Consider the following 22,490-nt stretch of genomic DNA (forward strand, 5'->3'; position numbering starts at 1 on the left):
TATGCAAAGGGGACGCGCCCCCCGCGTATCGCGATGCGGGCGCCAGGGCCCCCATGTCCCGGCTCGCCAGCCATTCATGGGCCGGGAGGGCCCAGGGGAGCAGATGGCCGGAGCCAACGATGAGCTCAGCGCCTGGCTGGACGCCGCCGTGGACCCGTTCGTGGCCTGCGACGCTGGCGAGCACGTGTGCTTCCTCAACAGCGCCGCCGAGCGACTGCTCGGCTGGAAGCGCGAGGAGCTCCAGGGCCAGCCCACCTCGCGCCTCTTCCCCCAGCGCCTGCACCAGTATGGTGGCAAGAGCCTGCTGCGCTACCTGCTGTCCCGCCGCAACGCGCTCGGCGGCCGTGCCATCCGCGTGCTCGCCCGCCGCAAGGACGGCGTGGAAGTCCTCGTGGAGCTGACCGTGGGCTCCAGCGGCCGGGGCGCCGCCGAGCGCATCGTCATCAACTTCCGCCGCCTGCACGAGGTCATCGACACCGTCAGCGAGCCCATGGAGCAGACCCTCCAGACGGACGCGGGCCCCCTCCCCGAGGGAGGCAACGGCGATGCCCTCTACCGCGTCGTGGTGGAGAACGCCCCGCTGGGCATCTTCCACTTCGACAAGACCCCGGTCATCACCGCCTGCAACGAGCGCTTCGTGCGCATCATCGGCTCACCCAAGCGCATCCTCGTGGGCCTCAACCTGCTCTCCATCCGCGACGAGCACATCATGCACTGCGTGCGCAAGACGCTCTCCGGACACGGCTCCGACTACGAAGGTATCTACCGCTCCGTCACCGCCAACAAGTCGACGCCCGTCCACATCCGCTTCGCCCCCTGCTTCGACGAGACGGGCCACGTCGAGGGCGGCGTGGGCATCGTCGAGGACATCAGCGAGCGGCGCCGCACCGAGAACGAGCGCGACGAGAGTCTCGCCCAGCTCGGAACCCTCTTCCGCACCGCGCCCATCGGCCTGGGCTTCCTGGACCTGGAACTGCGCTACGTGCGCGTCAACGACGTGCTCGCCGCCATCAACGGCGTCCCGCCCGAGGCCCACACGGGCCGCCGCCCCCGCGAGGTGCTCGGCCCCATCGGCCTCGAGGTGGAGAAGATGATGCGGAACGTGCTGGAGACGGGCGAGCCCATGGAGAAGCGGGAGACCACCACCATGGACCTCGGGGTGCCGGGCGAGGCCCGCTACCTGGAGGGGAGCTTCTACCCGGTGCGCGCCACGGACGGCCGCGTGCTGGGGCTGGGCATCATGATTGAGGACATCACCGACCGCAGGCTCGCCGACGAGGAGCGCGGCCGCCTGTACCGCGAGGCGCAGGAGGCCATCCGCGTGCGCGATGACTTCCTCTCCATCGCCTCGCACGAGCTGAAGACGCCCCTCACCCCGCTCAGCCTCCGGCTGGCCACGCTCGAGCGGAAGATGGAGCGCGGCGAGCATGTGGACCCGTCCACCCTGCGCCACGCCCGCCAGCACCTGTTGCGCATCACCGGCCTCATCAACGACCTGCTGGACGCGTCGCGAATCGAGGCGGGCCGGCTCGCGCTGCACCCGGAGGCCACGCGGCTGGATGCCCTGGTGGAGCACGTCCTCCAGGCCATGGAGGTCCACCGCGGCAGCCACTCCGTCCACTTCGAGCGGCCACCCGAGCCCGTGCTCGTGCGGGCGGACCCGTACCGGCTGGAGCAGGTCATCTCCAACCTGGTGGAGAACGCCTTCAAGTACAGCCCCGACGGCGGGGCCATCCGTGTGGACCTGCACACGCGCGGCGAACTGGCACTGCTGTCGGTAAAGGACCCGGGCATCGGCATTCCTCCGGACCAGCAGAAGCTGCTCTTCGACCGCTACTTCCGCGCGCGCAACGTCTCGTCCCGCTCGTACGGTGGGCTGGGGCTCGGGCTCTACATCAGCCGTGACATCGTCGAGCGCCACGGCGGCCGCATCTGGGTGGAGAGCGAGGTGGGCCAGGGCTCCACCTTCCACGTCGCCCTGCCCCGCCTGACGGGCACCAGCGCGCAGCCGCCCGTGGAGCAACCGGAGCGGCACGTCCACTGAAGCTCCGTCACCCCGGGGTTCGCAAAACTTACAGTCGGGGCTGTCTTCCATCGGCCAACAGGGCAGGGGAAGCGCCTGGATTCGCACGCTTCCGGCCCTGGCATGGCGGCTGCTCTACCCGGGGGCGGAGGATGCAACCAAGGATGGAGACCATGACGACGGACACGCCCGCACTGACCCGAGACAATGAAGGTTGGATCGTCCGCGTGAGGATGGGCGGTCGCATCCAGGAGGTCCGCTGCACCACCGAGAGTCAGGCACGCTACTTCGCGGCGGTGCTGGCGATGAACCCGCCCAAGCCGTCGAAGCTGCGCAACTAGATTGGAGGCATGGAACAGCCCCAGCTCCTCGGCCGCCTGCTGCTGAAGTTCGACCACGGTGACGCCGCGGTACCCGAAGACCTGTCCGCCGCCGCGCGCGCCCCGGATGGCAGCGTCTGGGTGGCGTCCGACGAGCACGGGGTGCTGCACCGGCTCAGCCCCGAGGAGCCTCGCGTCTTCTCCCACCAGCAACGCCATGACGTGGCGGGCCAGCTGGGCGTGAAGGGCAGCGAGGAGATGGACATCGAAGCGCTCGACCTGCAGGACGGCCACCTGTGGCTCGTCGGCTCGCACAGCTCGGTGCGCAAGAAGCCCAAGGGCAAGGGCGTGGCGAAGGACCTGGCCCGGCTGGCCACCGTGGAGCACCAGCCCGCGCGCTTCATGCTGGCGCGCCTGCCCCTGCCCACGAAGGGCAGGGGGAAGGCCCCCTCGAAGAGCGGGCGCGCGAAGAAGCAGGACGCGGTGGCGCTCGAGCCGTCCGAGGGCAGCCGGCTGGTGGAGCTGCTGCGGGAGGACGAGCACCTGGGGCCCTTCCTCGTTCCAGCGGGCGCGGGCGCGCCTCCCGGTGCGCTGGCCATTCCCAGCAAGGACAACGGCCTGGACATCGAGGGGCTCGCGGTACACGGCGACCGCGTCTTCCTCGGGCTGCGCGGCCCGGTGCTGCGCGGCTGGGCGGTGCTGCTGGAAATGGCGGTGGAGGCCACCGGCCACGGCGTCCTCGAGCCCCACCACAAGAAGAAGGGCGGCTGGTACCGCAAGCACTTCCTCGACCTGGACGGCCTGGGCATCCGCGAGCTGAGCCGGCACGGGAATGATTTGCTCATCCTCGCCGGGCCCACGCTGCCGCTGGACGGCACCATCCGCCTCTACCGGCTGCGCAACGGCCTGACTCTCACCCGGGACTCCATCCACCCGCAGGAGCCGGGTGGACTGGAGCCGCTCTTCGACGTGCCCCGCTCGGAGAAGACGGACCACGCCGAGGGCGTGGCCCTGTTCTCCTACTTCGAGCCGGATGACTCGGTGCTCATCGTCTACGACTCGCCCGCCAGGCAGCGCCGCTACGGACCGTGCGGCGTGCTGGCGGACGTGTTCCGGTTGTTCTGAAGATGTGAGGCGCCTACTGCATGAACTCGTGCACCTTGTAGGCGTTGGTCCACGCCACCTTCCACGCGTTGTCGTGGATGCCGGGCTGCGGGAGGATGGGGCCGCCCACCTGGCCGCTCATGCCCCACGAGAACTCGCTGTCGGTGCCGGTGTCCTGCTCCAGGTTTTCGATGTCCGTGATGAGCTTGCTGAGCAGCAGGCGCAGCTCGCGCGCGTTCTGCCCGGACACGTAGAACACCTGGCGGTAGCCCCTCACGTCGAAGCCGATGGCCAGCCAGCTTCCCGACGGGTTGGCCGGGTCCGTGAAGATGACGGTGTGCGCGCTGCGCAGGCCCGTGCCCGTCGGGTACAGCGCCGTCGTGGTGTAGGAGGTGATGGGCGTGGGAATGGAGGGCAGCGTGCCCGGCGGGACGATGATGGCGCTCGGGCAGTAGTTGGGAATGGTCGGCGGCGGCGTCGGCGGGCCGGAGATGATGATCATCTCCTGCGACTGGGAGTCGAGTGCGCCCGACTCCGCCTCGGCGAAGTCAGGGTCGACGTTGCAGGCGGCGGCGGACAGGGCGAAGGCGGCGAGCAGCGAGAAGCGGATGGTCTTCATGGTGTGGACCTCGGTGTGAAGTGACACGTACGGCGTTGCCGGCGCTGGGGCACCGGGGTGGACGAGGGAGACTGGACTGTGAGGGGAGGGGAACTACGGTCGGGCTACTCGAAGACGACCACTGTCTTCACCCAGCTGTCGGGGCGCGCGCCCAGGGCACGCATGCGCTCGTCCCGGAGTGCGCTGGCGGCGGGTGCGCCAGCGCGGATGCGCTCCATGACCCGCTCGAAGAAGGGCCCGGCCTCTGCGTCCGGGATGTCGATGGGCGAGGCGAGGACGGCGCGTGCGCCCGCCTCGGCGAAGGCGACGGGGAGGCTCCACGGCGCGTGGAGGTATGGCGCCGTCCGCGCGGCCTGGCAGGCGCCGAGCACCACCACCGGCGCGCCCTTCAGCTTCTGCCTGCGCACCTCACCGGCGGTGAGCGCGTAGCGGCCGTCCGCCTCCGGCGCCATCACCAGCAGCGACGCGTCCGACACGCCGAGGTTCACCAGGCCATGGGCGTGGATTTCCACCTCGGTGGCGTCCGCCAGCTCCGCCAGCAGCCGCGACGGCGTGGCCGCGGAGCCCGTCAATTCCACCCGGCGGGGTGAGGCCGTGCCCGACAGCTCCCAGCTGCGCAGCCGGGGAAGGTTCAGCGAGGCCGGCGCATCCACGTCGTGCACCACCAGGGGCCGCGCGGCCGTCACCGCCGGCGCCGTCCGCTTCGCGCCCGTGTGGTAGCTCCACGCCAGCTCCGGCGGCAGCAGGCCGGCCTGCCCGTGGACGGCGTAGCGGGCGAAGACGCGCACGTGCTCGCAGGGCTTCAGCGCCGCCACCACCGACTGCGGCACCAGCTTCGTCACGTCGAAGTCCGGCGAGCGGCGGCTCGAGTCGAAGTGGCCCAAGAGCTCCCCGCCCGGCCCCTTCGCCGCCACCAGGGTGCGCTCGTCGTGCACCTCCACGCCCAGCTCGCAGCGCTCCGGAGCACCGGCACCGGACTCCTCCGCGAAGAGGGCCAACGCCCCGGCCCAGTCCTGCGCCTTGCCCGCGTCCAGGATGAGCGACGAGTAGCTGTACGCCCGCGCCTTCCAGGCCACCGGGTCCTCGGAGCCCAGCCGGTTGCCCTCGGCAATGGCCTTGCGCAGCAGCGCGCGGCCCTCCTCGGGATTCTTCTCGATGACGGCGCGGCCCTCGACGTGGGTGGCCAGCGCGCGCTCACCGGGGCGCAGCAGGCCGGAGGACTCCAGCTTGCGCAGGCCGTCGCGCAGCGCCTCCACGTCGCCCGGGCGAGGGTCCAACCGGGAAAGGTCCGCCTGCACGAAGGCGCCGTTGATGAAGAAGGGCACGTCACACGCGGGGGCGTGCTCCAGCTCCTCGCGCGCCTGCTTCGGGTGCAGGGCGAAGACCTGCATCGCCGCCAGCCCCTCCTGCACCTGGCGCCGGGCGGCGCACCGGCCGTCGCGCGCGGCCTGCTCGCCCAGGTACGCCCGGGCCAGCGCGAAGGCGTTGCGGTAGCGCGCCACGTTGCCCAGCACCATCAGCAGGTCCGACTGCTGCGTCCACTCCTGCGCCTGCCGCGCCAGCTGGAGGCCCGCCACCGCATGCTCGCGCGCCTCCACCAGCCGGTGCTCCTCCGTGTAGATGTGGCCGAGCACGTACTCCATCTGCCCACAACGGTAGTCCGCCTTCGCCGCGCGGCACGCCGGCAGCGCGCGCAACAGCCGCGCCTCGGCGCCGGCCAGGTCGCCCCGCGCGAACTCCGCCCGGGCCGCCTCGCGCTCCACGTTGAGCGTGAACCACGGGTCCCCCAGCGCCTTCGCGGCCTTCTCGTACTCGGGCAACCGCGCCGGGAGCTGGCCCGTCAGCGGGAGCACGGCCAGCAGGAAGTCGGAGTTGCCGGAGGCCTCCAGCTCGCGCACGTACGCGTCCAGCCCCGAGGCGTCGAAGGTCCCCAGCACCACCTGACGGTAGCGCTCCGCCAGCGGGCCCCGGCGCTTGAAGTCCAGGCCGGCCACGTGGGAGACGCGGCGCTCCAGCGTGTCCCCGCCGTAGTGCGCGTCCAGCACGCGCGCCAGCGGCAGCAGCGCCTTCACGGCGTCCGCGGACGGCGCCGCCCACAGGGCCGAGTAGAGCGAATTGCGCGCCGAGCCCGGCACCGCGCGGGCCAGGCCCTCCGGGAAGGGCGTGCCGTCGGTGGCCAACGCCTTGCCGGCCTTCTGCGCCTCGTCCCACGTGCCGCGCTGGACCTCCAGTCGGCGGCGCAGCGCCGCCGCGCGCTCCTTCGCCTCCTCCGCCCAGCCCGGCTCGCGCAGGCCCGCCACCGCGTCGAACGCGTCGGCCGCCAGCGCGTCCAGGCCCAGCTCGCGCAGCACGAGCGCCCGGTTCCACAGCGCCTCCGGGTGCTGGGGGTGCTTCTCCAGCACGCCGTCCAGCAGGATGAGGGCCTCCTCCAGCTCCCCCTTCGTCAGCGCCACCACGGCCCTGTCGCTGTCCACGTCCGGCGAGGCCGGCGCGCGCTGGAGGTACTCCGCGGCCTGGTCCCGCTCACCGCGCAAGAGGTGCCCTGTCGCCAGCCCGTGGAGGTCCCCCGCCTCCTCGAGCTTCGCCAGTTGCTGCAGCGGCACCAGCTCCCTCGGGCGCTCGTCGCCGGAGCGCAGCACGCCGTAGGGCCGGTGCGCGCTGGCGCCGGACCAGCTCAGCCGCGCCTCCATGGAGCGCGTGGGCGCCAGCGCCATCACGTCGTGCCCTTCCTGGGGCACCCCGTCCGGCGAGCGCAGCACCACCACCGCGAGCACCGCGGCCAGCGAGCCCGCCAGGGCCAGCGCCGCCACCCGGTTGCCCCGGCGGCTCCACGCGGGACGGAAGGCCCGCGAGGGCGCGGCGTCCTGGTGCGGGTGCGTCAGCCGCACCGGCTGCGCTTCCATTTCGCCCAGCCGCCCCCCGAGGGCCTGGAGCTGGAGGATGTCGTTCAGGTCCTCCTGGCACTGCGCGCAGGTGCCCAGGTGGGCGCGGAACACGTCCGCCTCCTCCGGGGACAGCTCGCCGTCCGCGAAGGCGTGGACCTGGTCGTGGATGTCCATGGGCTCCGGCGCGCTCATGTGCCCTCCCCTCCACCCTCGGGCGTGGGCATCAACAGCTCCTTCAGCTTGCGGCGCGCGCGGATGAGGCGGGTGCCCACGGTGGCCTTCGGAATCCCGAGGCGCTCGGCGATTTCGATGTACGAGCGGTTCTCCAGCGCATGCATCCGGTACACCGTGCGGAACTCCTCCGGAATCTTCTCCAGCGCGTCGCGCAGTTGCTCCGGGCTGATGGCGGCCCAGGCGGGGGCGGCCTCCACCTCCGGCGCGGCGATGCGCTCCTCCACGTCCTCGGCGGACACGTCCGCGCGGCGCTCACGCGTGCGGGAGCGGCAACGGTCGATGAACAGGTGGTGGAGGATGGTGAGCAGCCACGCGCGCCCGTCGGTGCCGACCTTGTACCGGGCCAGGTTGCGCAGACCGCGTTCGAAGGTGTCCTGGACGAGGTCCCTGGCGTCGGTGGCGTTGCCACACAGGCGCAGGGCGGTGGCATGCAGCGCCGCCTCATGCTCCCGGGCGAATGCCGCGAACCACCGGCTGTCCAGGGTCGGCGATGAAGGAGGCCTGCTTTCCACTCGGGGTGCAGGCTGACCCGTCCGCTCCTGCCCCGTCAAGCTCGGCTTGAGCAGCAGGCGGGAGAACAACGAGGATGGTTGCAGGGCGAAAGCATCCATGGCGGTCGCTCTCTCAACGGCCCCCACCTCCCATCTTCCCGAAGCAGAATTTCGCCGGGAATTTTCCAGCCTCCTCCACAAGCCCCCGGACGGGCGGTTTCCCGCCTCCTTGCCGGTACTTACGGGCCCGCTGTCTCCTTGGGGGCCTACGCGTTGCGACGGACGATTTCGGCGTTCAGCACGTTGGCGAAGCCCACCCAGGCCAGGTAGGGCGCCACCATCCAGGCAGCCGGGCGGTCCACGTTGCGCGTGGTGGCCACATAGGCGCCGATGCTCCCCAGCAAGGCCAGGTTGTCCGCCAGCGCGCGGCGCGGCTGGTGCCTGCCGAAGAAGAGCCAGGACCAGGCGGCGTTGAGGCCCAACTGCACGCCCCACAGGGCCAGCGCCCTGGAGCGTCGAGCCCCCGCGGGCGCCGTCCACACGCGCCACCCGGAGAGGGCGATGAGGCCGTACAGCACCGTCCACACCGGGGCGAATACTTTTGGCGACGGCTGGAAGGCGGGCTTGCGCAGGCGCTTGTACCAGAGCGAATCCGCGGAGCTCTGCCGTCCGCCCAGCACCGCCGCGCCCACGGTGAGCGCGCCGAAGGTGCCCAGCGCCACCACCGACTCCGTGCGCAGCGTGGGGTTGAGGGCCGTGCGCTTCACCGGACCCGGCACCGTCCGCGTCGTCGGCTCCTGCGTCGTCGTCTCCATCCGAATCCTCCCGTGGCCGTGGCCCGTCAGGCCCCGCGACTGTCCGCTGGAAGGTGGTGCCGCCCCGTCCCCGCCGCCAGCCCGGGTGTTGGCGGTGTACAAAGAAGTGCCCTCACGGCCCATCCCAGAGGAGTGACATGGCGAGCGCGGAGGAAGTCCTCGGCTTCTGGTTCGGTCAACCACCGGACCCCATCCTCAACCCCGCCAGCGCCCGCCCCCGGGAGCGCTGGTTCTCAGGCGACGCGGCCTTCGACGAGGAGTGCCGCCGCCGCTTCCTGGCCGCCCACGAGGCCGCCGCCTCCGGAGCCCTGAGCGCCTGGTGCGATGAGCCGCGAGGCTGCCTCGCGCTGGTGCTGCTGCTGGACCAGTTCCCCCGCAACCTCTTCCGGGGCACACCCCGGGCCTTCGCCACGGACGCGCTCGCGCGCGAGGTGTCACGGCAGGCCCTGGCGCGCGGGCTGGACCTGGCGCTGCCGCCGGTGTGGCGGTGGTTCCTCTACCTTCCCTTCGAGCACAGCGAGGAGGGCCATGACCAGCGGCTGGCCGTGGCCCTCTTCGAGATGCTCGCCCTGTACCACCGGGACAGCCGCGAGCCGCTCGACTACGCCCGGCGACACCGGGAGGTCATCGAGCGCTTCGGCCGCTTCCCCCACCGCAACGTGGCGCTGGGGCGCCCGTCCACCCCGGAGGAAGAGCGCTTCCTCCAGGAGCCGGGCTCGTCCTTCTGAAGCACGTCTCCATCATCTGCGGGAGGAAGTGGCCCTGGGCGGTCGAGACGCCAGGGGCACGCCTGCCCGTCAGGTGGGTGGAGGAAGAGCGGCTTTTGAGGGTCTGGAGGGAGGAGTGCCGTACCGGGTGGGGACTGGGCTAGTGTGAGCTCCAGCACGCTTCGCAAGAGGGGGGCCGTGGCAGGCGAGCGCTGGAAGATTCTCCGGTTGCGGTGGCGCAACCACTGGAAGCGGATGGTGGGCGTGGCGGCGCTGGCCACCGCGCTGGCGGCCGCATGCGAGCTGCTGGGTGGCTCGCTGGGCGGCTGGCTGGAGGAGGCCGAGCGCGGCGCCTACGACAAGACGGTCACCACCTTCACCAGAATGCAGGGGAAGTCGCCCCACGTGGTGGTGCTGGCCATCGACCAGCCCAGCCTGGACGGCATCCGCGCCAACCCGCAGTACGCGCGCAACTACGGTAACTGGCCCTACAGCCGCAACCTGTGGGCAAGAATCGTGGAGCAACTGGAAGCCGAGGGCGCGCGCGCCATCGTCTTCGACGCGGTGATGGACGAGCGCTCCACGGACCCGGGCATGGACCTGGCCTTCGCGCAGGTGCTGCGCGACACGCGGGTGCCCTTCTTCCTTGGCGTGTCCACCAACGCGGAGGCGAAGCCCCTGCCCCGCGCGAGCTTCGACACCCCGCCCCCGGCCGCGCCCTCCGCCGCGCCGGTGGCCTCGGCCCTGGACGCGCTGCCTTCGGAGGCCCTGCCGTCGGCTCCGGACGACGCTCAGGCGCCGGCCGGGGAGGCCTTTCCCGACGAGGAGGCCTTTCAGGACGTGGAGGAGGAGCAGGCGCTCCCGCCCGTCACGCCCGAGGCCATGGCCCGCGCGCTGGCCTTCCCCATGCGCACGGAGCGCCACCCGCTGACGCCGCTGGTCCGCGTGTCCGCCGACGGCGAGCAGGTGCCGTACTACCCGGTGCAGCCCATTCCCGCGCTGGTGGGAGCGATGGATGGCTTCGGGCTGGTGGACCAGGAGACGGACCCGGACGGCTTCATGCGGCGCACGCGCTTCGCGTACACGGATGGCGCCAACGCGTACCCGACGCTGCCGGTACGGGTGGCGGCGGGCCTGCTGGGCGCGAGCGCGGTGGAGCTGTCAGGGCGCACGCTGCGGTTGGGCTCGCGCACGTACGCGGTGGATGCGGAGGGCGGCACGGGCATCGACTTCGGCGGCGAGCTCCACGAGCGCTTCGAGGTGCGGTCGCTCCTTCAAGTCCTGGACGCATGGGTGCTGCGCAGCCAGGGCCGACCCACGGGGCTTGCGCCGGACACCTTCCGGGGCAAGGTGGTGGTCATCGGCGGCAACGCGGTGGGGCTGAACGACGTGAAGGCCACGCCCTTCTCGCCCGCGGCACCCGGCGTGGTGAAACAGGCGGCGGTGCTGAACACCCTGCTGGGCGACGGCCGCTTCTTCACCGAGGCGCCGCTGTGGATGAGCCTGGTGCTCGTCTTCGTGGTGGCCTTCACGTCCGTGGTGCTGCTGATGACGACGCGGTGGACGCCGCTGGAAATCGCGTGGCCGATGGCGCTCTACCTGGGCATGCACTGCGTGACGGGCCCCATCCTCGCGAAGACAGGGACGTACCTGCTCACCGCCCTGCCCTCGCTGGCGGGCATGCTGGCCAGCGTGGCCGCGGTGGCCTTCAACCACCTGGTGGCCAACAAGGAGACGGAGTTCATCCGCCAGGCCTTCAGCCGCTTCATGGAGCCCAAGCTCGTGGAGCAGATGATTTACGAGAACGAGCTGCCCCGGCTGGACGGGGAGAATGTCGAAATCACCGCCTTCTTCAGCGACATCCGCGGCTTCTCCACCTTCAGCGAGCGCTTCAAGGAGAACCCGCGCGAGCTGGTCCGCATCCTCAACACGTACCTCACCCGGGTGAGCGGCGCGCTGCTGAAGGAGGGCGGGTGCCTGGACAAGTACATCGGCGACGCGGTGGTGTGCCTCTTCGGCGCGCCCATGCGCCAGCCGGACCACGCGGTGCGTGCCTGCCGGGGGGCGCTGGCGGCGAAGGCGGAGGTGGATCGGCTGCGCGAGGAGTTCCGCGCGAAGGGCCTGCCGGACATGTACACGCGCATCGGTCTCAACAGCGCGGTGAACTTCGTGGGCAACTTCGGCAGCGAGCAGCTCTTCAGCTACACGGCCATCGGCGACGGGATGAACCTGGCCGCGCGGCTGGAGGGCGCGAACAAGGCCTATGGCTCGGTCATCATGATTGGCCCGCGCACCTACGAACTGGCGAAGGAGCACATCGAGGTGCGCGAGCTGGACCGGGTGCGCGTGGCGGGCAAGACGGAGGCCGTCACGGTGTACGAGCTGCTGGCGCTCAAGGGCGGCCTGGACGTGCGCAAGCGGGTGACGGTGGAGCGCTACCACGCGGCGCTGGCGCTCTACCGCGAGAAGCGCTTCGCCGAGGCCGCAGCGGTGCTGGAGGCACGACGGTTGGAGGACCCGGAGGACGGGCCCACGCAGGCGCTGCTGGAGCGCTGCCACAAGTACGCCAAGGCGCCCCCGCCGGAGTTCGACGGGGTGGCGAGCCTGGACAAGTGAGTTGAAAGGAGTGCGGAACCCATGAGGACGAGGACGAGAGCGGCCGTCACCGCCGCCGTGCTGGCGCTGGGCCTTCCGGGCGTGGCGGCGGCCGTGAAGGTGAACGAGCAGCTGTACGTGAAGGCGAAGAACACGCGGGTGCAGCAGGGCCCGTCCTCCACCGTGGACACGGTGGTCATCCTTCAGCCGGGAGAGAAGGTGACCTGGAAGGGCGCGGACCCGAAGAACAAGCAGTGGCATCAGGTGGAGGTGGACGGGAAGAAGGGCTTCGTGTTCCAGACCAACCTGTCCACCACCCGGCCCAACATGGAGCTGGTGACGGACAAGGACGGCACGCAGCAGCTCGACCCGAAGAAGTTCGTCGCCAGCGGCGCCGCGGTGAAGGCGCTCAGCCCCGGAGCCGAGGCCTACGGCAAGGGAAAGAAGGGCGACTACGAGAAGGCCGTCGCGGACATCAAGGCGCTGGAGAAGCGGAACGAGCAGCTGACGCCCGAGCGAATCGCGGCGCACGCAGCCGAGGCCGGGCTCTTCCCGGTGGTGGGGCCCAGCGACAAGGTCGCGTCGAAGAAGAGCTCCGGGAAGAAGGGAGGCAACTGATGGGCTGGCGACTGAAAGTGCTCGCGGTGCTGGGCGTGGGCACCCTGGCGGTGTCCTGCCGCGGCGTCGACCTCAACACCTTCGTCAAGGGCGCAAACGTGGCCTCCCACGTGGGGACTGGCGCGGTGGAGGCGGCGGAGTGCAAGAAGCTGGATGTCGAACCCAGCGTGGCGGAGGAGTATGCCCTCGGTGGCGCGCTGACCGTCCATTTCGTACAGCGCGGCGGCGGGCTGATGTTCTCCACGGCGGAAGAGAAGAAGCTGCACGACTACGTCAACATCGTGGGCAAGAACCTGGCAGCCCAGTCGCTTCGGCCCACGCTGGACTGGACGTTCGGCGTGCTGAACGACACGGAGCAGTTCAACGCGCTGTCCGCGCCCGGCGGCTACGTCCTCGTCACGCGGCGCTTGCTGATGGAGGTGGACAACGAGGGCCAGCTCGCCGGCGCGCTGGCGCATGAAATCGCCCACGGCGTGCTCAAGCACGCCATCCGTCAGTACAACGAACAGAAGGTCGAGGCGTGCAAGACGGCCCGGTGGGCCGAGGCGGGCGGCAAGGTCCTCTTGTCCGTGGCGAACGCGAACACCCTGCTCGCCGCCCTGGAGACGGGTGGAACGCTGGACCTGGACAACGAGCCCGGACTGCTCGCCTACCTCACGGAGAAGACGCTGGCCGCCTTCGACGATGGCAACAAGCCGGAACTGGAGTTCGAGGCGGACCGGATGGCGGTCCAGCTCATGCTCTCCGCGGGGTACGACCCGGCGGCCTACCTCGGACTCATCTCCAAGATGACCGACGTCAAGAACCAGAAGAACCACCCGAAGAAGCAGGAGCGACAAAGCAAGCTCGTCGCCTACCTCGACACGCTGAAGGGCAAGGCGGGCGAGTTCCCGGAAGTTGCCAGCGAGGGACTGCGCTCGCCGAAGATGAAGCAGCCGGACTACGCCGTCATCCGCCCCGCCAGCGGCACCGGCGTGGCGAAAGACAGCGTGAAGTAACGAGACGGCCGGGGCGCGCGGCTACTTCGAGTCGCCGCCCCCGCCGGACCACTTCACCTTGAGCACCGGGTCCAGCTTGTAGGCGCACGTGGCGCCGTCGAGCTTCGTCGAGTCCTTTATCTTCAGATTCACCAGCGCGCGGTACCTGCCGCCGGCCTCGATCCGCATCGCCGGGAGGAGGCCGGAGAGCTTCAGGCCCGGCTCGATGACGCTCGCCGGCACGCTCAAGTCGCACGCCGTGCCGTCCTGCTCCAGCACGGCGCCGGGAAGGCTCGCGCGCTCGACGGCCGGCGCCACATAGGCCTTCAGCTTGAGGCGGACCTGCGTCAGCCTGCCCGTGGGCAACGGGAAGTCCCCGAGCTGCCACGCGGCGCCGCCGCGTACCGTCATCAAGTCGAAGGAGTGGTCCTCGGCTGTCAGCAGGTGCCAGCCGTCCGCGCTGGCCTCCACGTCCTCGGCCACCACCACGTCGGGGATGTCGTCACCCGAGACGTGGACCCAGACCTCGTCCACGGTGATGTTCAGCGCCCTCACGGTGGTGAGGTCCGCCGGCGCGGAGAGGGAGCGGGAGTTGTCTCCCAGGTCGTCGCTGGTGAGGGAGAGGCTGAGCTCTCCACCGCCACAGGCAGCGAGCAGCAGTGGAGCGACGAGGAGCGGGCGCTTCATGGGGGACCCCCGGTGCATCGCGTTGCGGCGACACCAGAGGAGACCCCGCGCCCGACATGCCGGCCACCCGCACCGGATGGCGCGGCGGCAGCGAGAGCAGACAGGCAGCTTCTTGAGGTGACTCGTGAAGCCGGGACGCCCGCACCGGGCAGCGCCGCTTCAGCGGGAAGCAGACGGCTCCGCGAGGTGACTCGCGAAGCCGGGGCGACGGTCAGCGCAGGGTGGCCTGGCTGAGCGCGCGGTGCACGGACTCGAGCGCCTTGCGGGCCTCCAGCAATTCGGCGCGCTCGGCGGTGAGCGAGGCCACCTGCTGGGCCAGCACGTCACGCTCGCCCTGGAGCGCTTCCACGGTGCGCCGCAGAGAGATGGACTCGTCCTTGGCGGACTCCAGCTCACCGGCGAGCCGCTCCTCCTCCGCGAGGCTGTCCACGAGCGACTGCTTGCCGCGGGCCACCTCGTCCTCCAGCTCCTGACGCTCCCGGGCCGCGGCCTGCAGCGCCTGCCGCGTCTCCTGGAGGGACAACAGCGCCTCGTCGCGCTCGCCCTCCAGTGCGGACAGCTCGCGCTCCAGGTCGGCCAGCAGCTTCACGCGGCCTTCCATCTCCGCGGACAGCCGGCGCGCCTCGTCCATGCGCAGCCGGGCCTCCTCGGTGGCCTTCTCCGCCTGGCGGCGCGACACCTCGAGGTCCTGCGTGAGGGAGAGGTTGAGCGCCTTCACCTTCACCAATTCGGCCTGGAGGTGGGTGATGCGCTCCACCGCGCGCTGGCCCGCCTCGGCCACGGTGGCCGGCAGCGGCTCCGGGCGCGGATTCTCACGCACGGCCTTGAGCCGCGCCTTCAGCCGCTCGCGCCGCCCGGCGGAGTCCTGCGTGTCGTCATGGGGCGGAGCGGGCGTCTGCACCTCGACTTCCGTGGGCGGCGCCTCCACGCGGGCCATCGGCTCGGCGACGGTAGCGGTGACGTGGGGCAGCGAGGCGTGGGCCGAGGCCTGCGTCATGGGGTGCGCCTCCGGCGGGTGTCCGGCCGCGAGGCCGTCCAGGTGCAGCGCCGTGGGCGGCGCGGCGAAGGTGACGGGCACGGCGGCAGGCGCTGAATCAACCAGGGCCTCCGGCGACGGAGCCGGCGACGCGTAGGTGACGGGCGCCGCGTACGGGGCCCCGGTCTCCGGCGCGCGCAGGGCGGCGTCCATCGCCTCGGCGGCGGTGGGGCGCGGGGCGCGGGCGCGCTCGATGCGGGCGCGGACCTCGGCGGACAAATCCGGGGCCTCGGCGGTGGGGGCCGGGGGGGCCTCGGCGGAGACGTCCGACTCCTCGGGGGCGGGCTCGGCCGCCGGGTCGATGAGGCCGGTCAGCGCACCCAGGCGGAGGCGGGGCTTGGCGCGGGACACGTTCTGTTCGAAGGCTTTCTTCATGGCGGTTCTCAGCCGGCCTGCTGGGTGCCCTTGTTCGGGGCGGCGGCTGCCGCGGCGACCAGACGCGGCAGGATGTTGTCAATCATGGCCTGGATGTCGGAGGCCCCCTTGGACGTGGGGTCCGCGACGAACACCGGGCGGCCCTCGCTGGAGGCCTGCGCGAACTTGGTGCACTGCCGGATGATGGTGGGCAGCAGGAACTCCGGGTAGTGCGTCTGCAGGGCCTCCAGCGCTTCCTTCGCCAGCTTGAAGGTGGCGTTGAAGGAGTTGACCACGATGAAGACGTGGTCGAGCACGTGGTTCAGGTCCTCCTCCAGGCTCTGCACCGTTTCGAACAGCAGCTTGAGGCCGTGGAAGGACAGGAAGTCCGCGAGCACGGGGACGAACAAGTCGTTCGCCGCCATCAGCGCGTTGAGGTTGAGCAGACCGAAGGACGGAGGCGCGTCGAAGACGATGACGTCGTACTGCGCCTCCACGTCCTTGAGGGCGTTGCGCAGCTTGAACTCGCGGCCGGACATGGGCATCAGCGCCAGGTCCATGGTGGACATGGTGAGGTTGGACGGGACGAAGTCCAGGTTGGGCAGGGTGGACTTCTGGATGACCTTGGCCAGCGGCGTCTTGCGGACGAGCACGTCCAGGAGCGTCTTCTCGAAGTCCTCACCTTCGTAGCCGAGGCACTTGGTCGCGTGGCCCTGACTGTCGAGGTCGATGAGGAGCACCGCGTAGCCCAGCTCCGCGAGGCGCCAGGCGTAGGAGGTGGACAGGGACGTCTTGCCGGTGCCGCCCTTGAAGTTGAGGAAGAGCTGGCGGCGGTGGCCCAGGCGCGCGGGGAAGGCGTTCAGCGTGGTGCGCAGCTCCCAGATGTCATCCGGGGTGTAGATGTCCTTCCGCGACTCCGGCGGAATCTGCTTCGCGGACACGCCGAGCATCTCGGCCACCTGCTTGGAGCTGTACGTCGGCGCTTCCATGGACGACCCTTCGCAAGACGTGCGGAACGGCTACCTTGCCTCAAGCGGCGAAGTATTTGTGCCCCCTTCGAACCACCGCTCCCCGTGCGGACAGGAGGGTGAGCGCCTCCTGGGCGAGCTCCGAGGGCGCCGACAGGCTGAGCGCCAGCTCGACGAGCGAGCGGCCACGCACCGCCGCGCGGACCTCCGCCAGCATCTTCGAGCAGAGCGCCTCGACGGGGGAGGCTGTGGGACGGCCCGGCGCGGCAGGAGGCTCCGCGGGGGCGCGCGACGCGGCGGCGGCCTGCCCGGGCACGGCGCCCATGGCGACGAGGGCTGCCTGCACGGGCGAGAGGCGTGAGGCCGGAGCCTGCGGGGCCGGCGGGTTGGCACGAGCCGGGGGCGGCGGAGAGCCGGGACGGGGATTCTGCACGGGCGCCACCGCGCCGACCTGCGGGGGCGGCGGCGGAGAACCGGGACGGGGATTCTGCACGGGCGCCACCGCGCCAACCTGCGCGTGCCCCACGGTGGCGACGGCGTAGACGGGCTGTCCGACGGCGCCCTGCCCGTTCATCGCCTGCACCGGCGCACCATTCGACGCGGCGGCCATGACCTGCACCGGCGCGCCGACGGCGGCGACCAGCGCCTGCGCCACGGCCAGCACCGGAGCCACCGTCACCGCCCGGGGCTGCTCCAGCCGCGCCCGCACGGGCTTGATGGGCAGCGTCGCCAGCCGGCGAATCTCCCGGCGCCGGTGCGTGTCGTCCAACGCCACCACCGCGGACACGTCGTGCCCGAGGATGCGCGACAGGCTCTGCGCGGCGGCCTTGCGCACGCGCGGCTCGCGGTCCGCCAGCGCCCCGAGCAGCAGCGTGCGCGCGTTCTCGCCACTCCCCGCCCCGAGCGCCAGCGCGGCCAGCGCGCGCGCCTCCGGGTCCTCGTCGTGGATGGCCTCTTCGCCCAGCCGGCGCGCCGTCTCGCCCTCCAGCCCCAGCGCCAGCAGCGACGCGCGCCGGCGCACCGAGCGGTCCGGGTCCTTCATCGCCTGTGCGAGGTGCGGTGCCGCGTCCATCGGCGCCAGCGTCAGGAGCGCCTTCAGCGCGGCGATGCGCACCTCCGGCACCGGCGAGGACAAGAGCGGCGACACCACGGACGCGCCCTGCTCACGGCACAGCGAGGCGAAGGCCTGCAGCAGCGCCACCTGCGCGGAGGAATCCGTCTCCGCGTGCAGCGCGGCGGCGAGCGCGGGCGCGGCGGCGGGCTGGGCCAGGGCCTTCAGCCGCTCGGCGGCGCGCACGCGTGCGGCGGCATCCTGCGCGGACAGCTCGCGCACGGAGAAGCCGAAGAGCGTCTCGTCGGTGGTGCTACCGAAGCCCGCGTGCGCGGACAGCTCCGCGTGCTGCGCCGCGCTCACGCCCAGCCGGCCCGCCTGGAAGAAGCGCTGCGCCTCGCGCGCCACCGGCGACAGTCCCTCGCGCCCCTTCTCCGACTCGCGCTCCGTGGCCGCGACGGGCGGCTCGCTGTCGGAGCCCGTCGGGGCGTGCGCGCGCAGCGGCACGGCCGGCCCGCGCACGGCAGGCACCACCACGCCGTGGGCCACCGGCCCCGCCTCGCCGCGCAGCAGCACCTCGCTGCGAAGCTGGGAGATGAACGAGGCCAGATCCAACCCGAGGTCGTCGTCCTCCTCGGCGCGCTCCTGCGCGGACGAGCGGATGCGGCTGGCGTCCAGCAGCTTGTCCATGAGCTGGTGCCGCTCACCGCGCAGCGCCTGGTTGAGCCGGGTGAGCTCCTCGCGCTCGGCCTGCATGCGGCTGATGCGGACCTCCAGCTCCGCCACCTCGCGCCGCAGCTCCAGCTCGCGCTGGCCCGTCTCCGCCAGCTCACGCCTCAGGTGCGCCATCTCCTCGCGCGTCGAGTCCAGCTCGCCATGGAGCTGCTCCGCACGAGCCTCGAAGTACACAATCTTTTCGAGTGCGCTCTTGAGCAGCGCGTCCGGACGCTCGTCGCTCACGACCTCAACATCCCTCCCCGCGAGGCGCGTTGCACCCCCGGCTCCGTGTCACCGGAGGCATGCACCGGTCTCCCAGTACCCACCGGGGCGCCCAACCTATGTCAGACCTCCCGCCTTCGTAAACCCCGGAAACACCAGGGCTTTTCCAGCCCGCACCTCGCGCATCATTGACAACGCCGCCCAGGCCGATTTTTCGGCCTCCGCCTCCATTCCCGACTCGCGCTCCGCGTGTCCTCACCGGGCGGAAAACGCTCCCGATTCCGGACGCTTCCACACGCCTTCCCGGATGCACCGGAATGTCAGACCCGACTCGTAGTCTGTGTTCCACGAGACAGCCAACAGCAGCTCCTTCTCCCCGGTGTCTCTCCGCTCGAAAGCGGGGGGTGAAGCCCTCTTTTCGACAGGTTTCCGCACGCCATGGAACAACGACTGGCAACCATCATTGGAAACGCGGTTCGCGCGGCGCGGCAGCGGCTGGAGCTGACCCAGGCCGACGTGGCCGAGCGCGTCGGCATCGCCACCGAAGTGTACGGCCGCCTCGAGCGCGGCCACATGCTCCCCAGCGTCCGCACGCTGAGGAAGCTGTGCCTGGTTCTCAACTGCTCGTCGGACGTGCTGCTCGGCATGGCCGGCGTCGAGGGCGCACCCGCGCTGGCGGAAGATCCGCCGGAGTATCGCGAGCGCCCCGAGGTGCGCCGCCTCCTGCGCACCGTGCGCAAGCTGGATGCGCCGCGCCTGCGACTGCTCGGGCAGGTGGCGCACGCGCTGGAGAACTGACGTCCCAGCTCTGGGACGCCGGACGTGCCCTCTCTTCCAACACACGCGGAAGAGAGGGAACCAGATTGGACTTCAGCCCGGGGCGGGGGGAACCCGGGTGAGTCATCCGAGGGGGGATGCGACAAGGCGGATTTCGCTTTGATGCAAGCGCTTGGCGCGTGGAGTGAAGCGGCGCGGCGCGGGCAGGCGTACTGAGAGTGTTCATGACTCGCGCCCCCCGCCCGCCGCCCCCCACCTTCGACTTGCCGCAGCTCGCGGTACACGCGCTGTGGTGGGTCTGGTTCCCGTCCTTCATCCTGAGCTGGGACGCGCTGGGCCTGGCGGGGCGGCTGGGGATGTGCGCGCTGGGCTGGGTGGTGCTGTTCTGGAACTACGCCGTCCTGCACAACCACATGCACCTGTCCACGGCCCGCCCGAAGCTGGCGAACTGGGTGGTGTCACGGACGCTGGGCATGGCGTGCGGCTTCCCCTACCGCGGCTACTACATCCACCACTTCAACCACCACAAGTACAACGACGGCCCGGGGGACTGGGGCCGGCGGCGCCCGGGCGAGGGGGCCCTGCGCTACTGCGTGCGCTCGGCGCTGACGCCCTGGTTCTGGCCCTTCGAGACGGTGGGCGAGGTGTGGCGCTGGGCGAAGAAGCGCAACCAGCGCCTGGAGCTGGTGCTGGACTTCATCGCCGTGGACGGCACCCTGCTGGCACTCGTCCTCTGGCGGCCGGCGCTGGGGCTGGCGTGGTGGGGCGTGCTGCTGGTGGGACAGGTGTGCATCCTCTGGCTGAACCTGGCGGCCCACTTCGAGACGGACGCCAGCCACCGTGACGCACTGGGCAATACTTCGACGTCGCGCCTGTACAACCTCTTCTTCTTCAACGCGGGCTACCACCAGGCCCACCACCTGAAGCCCCAGGCCCCCTGGTACGAGCTGCCGGAGACCACCCGGGAGCTTGCCGCCTCGGCCCTGGTCCGTCCGGCTCTCATCACCCCGCTTTCGCCCATTAATCCGTTCTGGGTGGCCCGAATCATTCGGCGCTATTCTTCCAGGCCGTGCGATCCGCAGACGGACTCGACGATTACCTCCGGGACCCCCTCGGCCGTTACGTAGTCGGGGAGGGCTTCCTGCACTGGTACGCCACGGCGGACCTGTGCGGCTTCATTCTCTGGGGGCGTCCGGGAGAGTCGCAGGTGCGGCGGCTCGTCCAGGTTCTGGACGTGGAATTGGCGCCCGCCAAGCCCCATGCCTCGCTGGTGGACGCGCGCCGGCTGGAGGCCGCGGACCCGTCCGCCTTCGCGGTGCTGGTGAAGTACATGCAGCCGCGGGAGAAGGCCTTCAGCACGTCCGTGCTGAAGCAGGCCCTGGTGCGTCCGGAGGGCGTCGTCGGCGCGGTGGTGGGCGGCTTCTACACGCTCCTGTCCGGGGCGTACCCCAGCCGCGCCTTCAGCGACCCGGCCCAGGCGCTGGAGTGGCTGGGCCACCCGGAGGCGCTCGCCGCGCCGCTGCTGGCGAAGCTGAACGACCTGGTGGCCGAGGCCACCGGCCAGTCGCCGCTGTTGCGCGAGTTGCACCAGGTGATGAGGGGCAAGCTCCCGGACGTGAACCTGGCGGACGTGGCCCGGGAGATGGGCATGTCCGAGCGGACGATGCAGCGGCGGCTGAAGGAGGCGGGCACGTCCTTCCAGGCGGAGCTCAACGCCGTGCAGGTGCGCATGGCGCAGTCGCTGCTGCTGGAGTCGGACATGAAGCTCACCGCGGTGGCGGTGGAGGTGGGCTGCGCCTCGCTCCAGCACTTCAGCAGCCTGTTCCGCAAGGTGGTGGGCGCGTCCCCCAGCTCGTGGCGGGACATGAAGCTGGGGAAGACGCCCGCGCTCGAGACGGCGGGGACTGTCCGGGCCGAGGAGGACGAGGCCCCGGAGCCTCCGTAGCCTGTCGTGTCAGCCCGGGCGGCGGCCCACGGCGCCGGGCAGGTTCAGGGTGAAGCGGGCACCGCCTTCCGGGCGGTTCTCCACCGCCAGCGTGCCTCCGGAGCGCGCCACGTACTCGCGGCACAGCGCCAGTCCCAGGCCGGTGCCCTTGCCCGGGGGCTTGGTGGTGAAGAAGGGCTCGAAGAGGCGTGGCAGCACGGACTCGGGAATGCCCGGGCCGTTGTCCTCCACCTCCAGTCTCACGCCGGCTTCCGCGGCCGAGGCGCTCACGACGACGCGCGCCGGGCGCCGGGGCGTTGCCGTGTCCATCGCGTCCGCGGCGTTGAGCAGCAGATTCACGAGCACCTGCACCAGGTGGCGCTGGCTGATGCGCACGAGGGGCAGGTCCGGGGCCACGTCCACCATCACCTCGCCCAGGCTGCGCAGCCGCACCGACGCCAGCCGCTGGGCCTCGTCCACCGCGTCGCCCACCGCGCAGCGCTCGTCGGTCTCCGCCGTGTCGCGCGAGAAGCGGCGCAGGTCCGCGACAATCTGCTGGATGCGCATCACCCCCTGCCGCGTCTCCTCCAGCACGCGCCGCAACTCCTCCACGTCCGGCGCGGGCTCGCCCAGCTCCTCCTCCAGGAAGCCCAGGTTGGACTTCACGAAGGCCAGCGGGTTGTTCACCTCGTGCGCCACGCCCGCGGCCAGCTTGCCCACCACCGCCAGCCGCTCCATCTCCGCGCGGTTGCGCTCGGACTGGGAGCGCAGCCGCTCGCTCTCCGACAGCCGCTGCAGCGCCTCCACGCGCTCCCGGTCCGCCTCGCGCTCCGCGTCGCGCAGGCGGCGGAACGTCCTCCCGCCGTACGCGGACACCCACGCGACGAAGGCGAAGGAGAAGACCTGCGCCAGCGTCTCCTGGGGCGTCGCGCCGGACCACCAGCACGTCACCAGCAGGGACACCAGCGTCAGCACGCACGCCACCAGCGTGGGCTGCCGGCGCCCCGGCGTGAAGACGGCGATGATGAGCGGCACCGCGTACAGGCCGGGGAAGAAGGGACTGGCGAGCCCCCCGGTGAAGCGGATGTCGAGCATCAGCGCGGCGAGGCTGACCAGCGCGGCGAGCGCGCCCGTCATCCGGGACGGCACCCACCCGGCGCCCACCGCCAGGCCCAGCACGACGAAGATGGCGCTCCACGCCGCGTGGACGACGAGGACCTCCGGAATCATCCGGCCGAGCGTCAACTGGTGCGAGGCGCCGGACAGCAGGAGCCCCCCGGCGCACAGCAGCAGGTTGCGGCGCCGCAGCCGCAGATAGGCGTCCGACTCGTAAGACGGCTTGGAAGGGGCGTCCTTGCGCAAGGAA

General features: G+C 71.3%; 19 protein-coding genes. 10 read left to right on the top strand and 9 right to left on the bottom strand.

Annotated features, from left to right (window positions below; genetic code table 11):
- Positions 1-103 precede the first annotated feature (103 nt).
- The 3 genes from OV427_RS16280 to OV427_RS16290 all read left to right on the top strand — a co-directional run bounded on the left by OV427_RS16280 (position 104) and on the right by OV427_RS16290 (position 3,468).
- Positions 104-2,044: a PAS domain-containing sensor histidine kinase gene (locus tag OV427_RS16280; RefSeq protein ID WP_267857034.1), complete on the top strand. Its 1,941-nt coding sequence runs from the start codon at positions 104-106 to the stop codon at positions 2,042-2,044.
- Positions 2,045-2,196: 152 nt separating this feature from the next.
- Positions 2,197-2,364, top strand: a complete 168-nt coding sequence (locus OV427_RS16285; RefSeq protein ID WP_267857035.1) for a hypothetical protein — start codon at positions 2,197-2,199, stop codon at positions 2,362-2,364.
- A 9-nt stretch (positions 2,365-2,373) separates the two neighbouring features.
- The gene (locus tag OV427_RS16290) at positions 2,374-3,468 is read left to right on the top strand and encodes a DUF3616 domain-containing protein (protein WP_267857036.1); all 1,095 of its coding nucleotides are present in this window, start codon (positions 2,374-2,376) and stop codon (positions 3,466-3,468) included.
- Between the two features lie 13 nt (positions 3,469-3,481).
- Here the strand turns inward: OV427_RS16290 and OV427_RS16295 are convergent, their stop codons facing one another.
- The 4 genes from OV427_RS16295 to OV427_RS16310 all read right to left on the bottom strand — a co-directional run bounded on the left by OV427_RS16295 (position 3,482) and on the right by OV427_RS16310 (position 8,491).
- Positions 3,482-4,066, bottom strand: a complete 585-nt coding sequence (locus OV427_RS16295) for a hypothetical protein (protein ID WP_267857037.1) — start codon at positions 4,064-4,066, stop codon at positions 3,482-3,484.
- A 104-nt stretch (positions 4,067-4,170) separates the two neighbouring features.
- A complete protein-coding gene (locus tag OV427_RS16300; protein WP_267857038.1) occupies positions 4,171-7,143 on the bottom strand; it encodes a CHAT domain-containing protein in 2,973 nt (990 codons plus the stop codon).
- Positions 7,140-7,796, bottom strand: coding sequence for an RNA polymerase sigma factor (locus tag OV427_RS16305; protein ID WP_267857039.1), 657 nt, complete (start codon positions 7,794-7,796; stop codon positions 7,140-7,142). Before OV427_RS16305 ends, OV427_RS16300 begins: the two co-directional genes overlap by 4 nt.
- A 146-nt stretch (positions 7,797-7,942) precedes the next feature.
- Complete coding sequence (locus tag OV427_RS16310) at positions 7,943-8,491, bottom strand: TspO/MBR family protein (protein ID WP_267857040.1); 549 nt, start codon at positions 8,489-8,491, stop codon at positions 7,943-7,945.
- 137 nt (positions 8,492-8,628) lie between these two features.
- On the opposite strand from OV427_RS16310, the gene OV427_RS16315 reads away from it, so the two are divergent.
- The 4 genes from OV427_RS16315 to OV427_RS16330 all read left to right on the top strand — a co-directional run bounded on the left by OV427_RS16315 (position 8,629) and on the right by OV427_RS16330 (position 13,409).
- On the top strand, positions 8,629-9,219 hold the full coding sequence (locus OV427_RS16315; RefSeq protein ID WP_267857041.1) for a DUF924 family protein: 591 nt from the start codon (positions 8,629-8,631) through the stop codon (positions 9,217-9,219).
- Positions 9,220-9,396: 177 nt separating this feature from the next.
- Positions 9,397-11,814 (top strand): adenylate/guanylate cyclase domain-containing protein, encoded by a 2,418-nt coding sequence (locus tag OV427_RS16320; RefSeq protein ID WP_267857042.1) that lies wholly within the window; start codon positions 9,397-9,399, stop codon positions 11,812-11,814.
- Positions 11,815-11,835: 21 nt separating this feature from the next.
- Positions 11,836-12,411, top strand: a complete 576-nt coding sequence (locus OV427_RS16325) for an SH3 domain-containing protein (RefSeq protein ID WP_267857043.1) — start codon at positions 11,836-11,838, stop codon at positions 12,409-12,411.
- Positions 12,411-13,409: a M48 family metallopeptidase gene (locus OV427_RS16330; RefSeq protein WP_267857044.1), complete on the top strand. Its 999-nt coding sequence runs from the start codon at positions 12,411-12,413 to the stop codon at positions 13,407-13,409. The genes OV427_RS16325 and OV427_RS16330 overlap by 1 nt, the downstream gene beginning before the upstream one ends.
- Positions 13,410-13,430: 21 nt before the next feature.
- Here OV427_RS16330 and OV427_RS16335 read toward each other — a convergent pair whose 3' ends face one another.
- The 4 genes from OV427_RS16335 to OV427_RS16350 form a co-directional block, all read right to left on the bottom strand.
- Positions 13,431-14,075: a DUF4382 domain-containing protein gene (locus OV427_RS16335; protein WP_267857045.1), complete on the bottom strand. Its 645-nt coding sequence runs from the start codon at positions 14,073-14,075 to the stop codon at positions 13,431-13,433.
- A 211-nt stretch (positions 14,076-14,286) separates the two neighbouring features.
- A complete protein-coding gene (locus OV427_RS16340; protein ID WP_267857046.1) occupies positions 14,287-15,486 on the bottom strand; it encodes an extensin-like protein in 1,200 nt (399 codons plus the stop codon).
- 8 nt (positions 15,487-15,494) lie between these two features.
- On the bottom strand, positions 15,495-16,454 hold the full coding sequence (locus tag OV427_RS16345; protein WP_267857047.1) for a ParA family protein: 960 nt from the start codon (positions 16,452-16,454) through the stop codon (positions 15,495-15,497).
- A 40-nt stretch (positions 16,455-16,494) separates the two neighbouring features.
- Positions 16,495-18,444, bottom strand: a complete 1,950-nt coding sequence (locus tag OV427_RS16350) for a HEAT repeat domain-containing protein (RefSeq protein ID WP_267857048.1) — start codon at positions 18,442-18,444, stop codon at positions 16,495-16,497.
- A 417-nt stretch (positions 18,445-18,861) separates the two neighbouring features.
- On the opposite strand from OV427_RS16350, the gene OV427_RS16355 reads away from it, so the two are divergent.
- The 3 genes from OV427_RS16355 (at position 18,862) to OV427_RS16365 (ending at position 21,145) form a co-directional block, all read left to right on the top strand.
- Positions 18,862-19,221, top strand: coding sequence for a helix-turn-helix transcriptional regulator (locus tag OV427_RS16355; protein WP_163997800.1), 360 nt, complete (start codon positions 18,862-18,864; stop codon positions 19,219-19,221).
- A 203-nt stretch (positions 19,222-19,424) separates the two neighbouring features.
- Positions 19,425-20,327 carry a fatty acid desaturase family protein gene (locus OV427_RS16360; protein WP_267857049.1) on the top strand — a complete coding sequence of 301 codons (903 nt, stop codon included), beginning with the start codon at positions 19,425-19,427 and terminating at the stop codon, positions 20,325-20,327.
- 80 nt (positions 20,328-20,407) lie between these two features.
- Positions 20,408-21,145: a helix-turn-helix transcriptional regulator gene (locus OV427_RS16365; protein WP_267857050.1), complete on the top strand. Its 738-nt coding sequence runs from the start codon at positions 20,408-20,410 to the stop codon at positions 21,143-21,145.
- A 9-nt stretch (positions 21,146-21,154) separates the two neighbouring features.
- Here the strand turns inward: OV427_RS16365 and OV427_RS16370 are convergent, their stop codons facing one another.
- Complete coding sequence (locus tag OV427_RS16370) at positions 21,155-22,486, bottom strand: sensor histidine kinase (protein WP_267857051.1); 1,332 nt, start codon at positions 22,484-22,486, stop codon at positions 21,155-21,157.
- Positions 22,487-22,490 lie beyond the last annotated feature (4 nt).

Source organism: Pyxidicoccus sp. MSG2, from assembly GCF_026626705.1.
Taxonomy (GTDB): domain Bacteria; phylum Myxococcota; class Myxococcia; order Myxococcales; family Myxococcaceae; genus Myxococcus.

Coding starts and splice junctions, on each gene's coding strand:
- OV427_RS16290 (WP_267857036.1), top strand. CDS start 2,374: ATGGAACAGCCCCAGCTCCTCGGCCGCCTGCTGCTGAAGTTCGACCAC.
- OV427_RS16360 (WP_267857049.1), top strand. CDS start 19,425: ATGACTCGCGCCCCCCGCCCGCCGCCCCCCACCTTCGACTTGCCGCAG.
- OV427_RS16295 (WP_267857037.1), bottom strand. CDS start 4,066: ATGAAGACCATCCGCTTCTCGCTGCTCGCCGCCTTCGCCCTGTCCGCC.
- OV427_RS16325 (WP_267857043.1), top strand. CDS start 11,836: ATGAGGACGAGGACGAGAGCGGCCGTCACCGCCGCCGTGCTGGCGCTG.
- OV427_RS16300 (WP_267857038.1), bottom strand. CDS start 7,143: ATGAGCGCGCCGGAGCCCATGGACATCCACGACCAGGTCCACGCCTTC.
- OV427_RS16285 (WP_267857035.1), top strand. CDS start 2,197: ATGACGACGGACACGCCCGCACTGACCCGAGACAATGAAGGTTGGATC.
- OV427_RS16330 (WP_267857044.1), top strand. CDS start 12,411: ATGGGCTGGCGACTGAAAGTGCTCGCGGTGCTGGGCGTGGGCACCCTG.
- OV427_RS16310 (WP_267857040.1), bottom strand. CDS start 8,491: ATGGAGACGACGACGCAGGAGCCGACGACGCGGACGGTGCCGGGTCCG.
- OV427_RS16280 (WP_267857034.1), top strand. CDS start 104: ATGGCCGGAGCCAACGATGAGCTCAGCGCCTGGCTGGACGCCGCCGTG.
- OV427_RS16315 (WP_267857041.1), top strand. CDS start 8,629: ATGGCGAGCGCGGAGGAAGTCCTCGGCTTCTGGTTCGGTCAACCACCG.
- OV427_RS16335 (WP_267857045.1), bottom strand. CDS start 14,075: ATGAAGCGCCCGCTCCTCGTCGCTCCACTGCTGCTCGCTGCCTGTGGC.
- OV427_RS16340 (WP_267857046.1), bottom strand. CDS start 15,486: ATGAAGAAAGCCTTCGAACAGAACGTGTCCCGCGCCAAGCCCCGCCTC.
- OV427_RS16345 (WP_267857047.1), bottom strand. CDS start 16,454: ATGGAAGCGCCGACGTACAGCTCCAAGCAGGTGGCCGAGATGCTCGGC.
- OV427_RS16355 (WP_163997800.1), top strand. CDS start 18,862: ATGGAACAACGACTGGCAACCATCATTGGAAACGCGGTTCGCGCGGCG.
- OV427_RS16305 (WP_267857039.1), bottom strand. CDS start 7,796: ATGGATGCTTTCGCCCTGCAACCATCCTCGTTGTTCTCCCGCCTGCTG.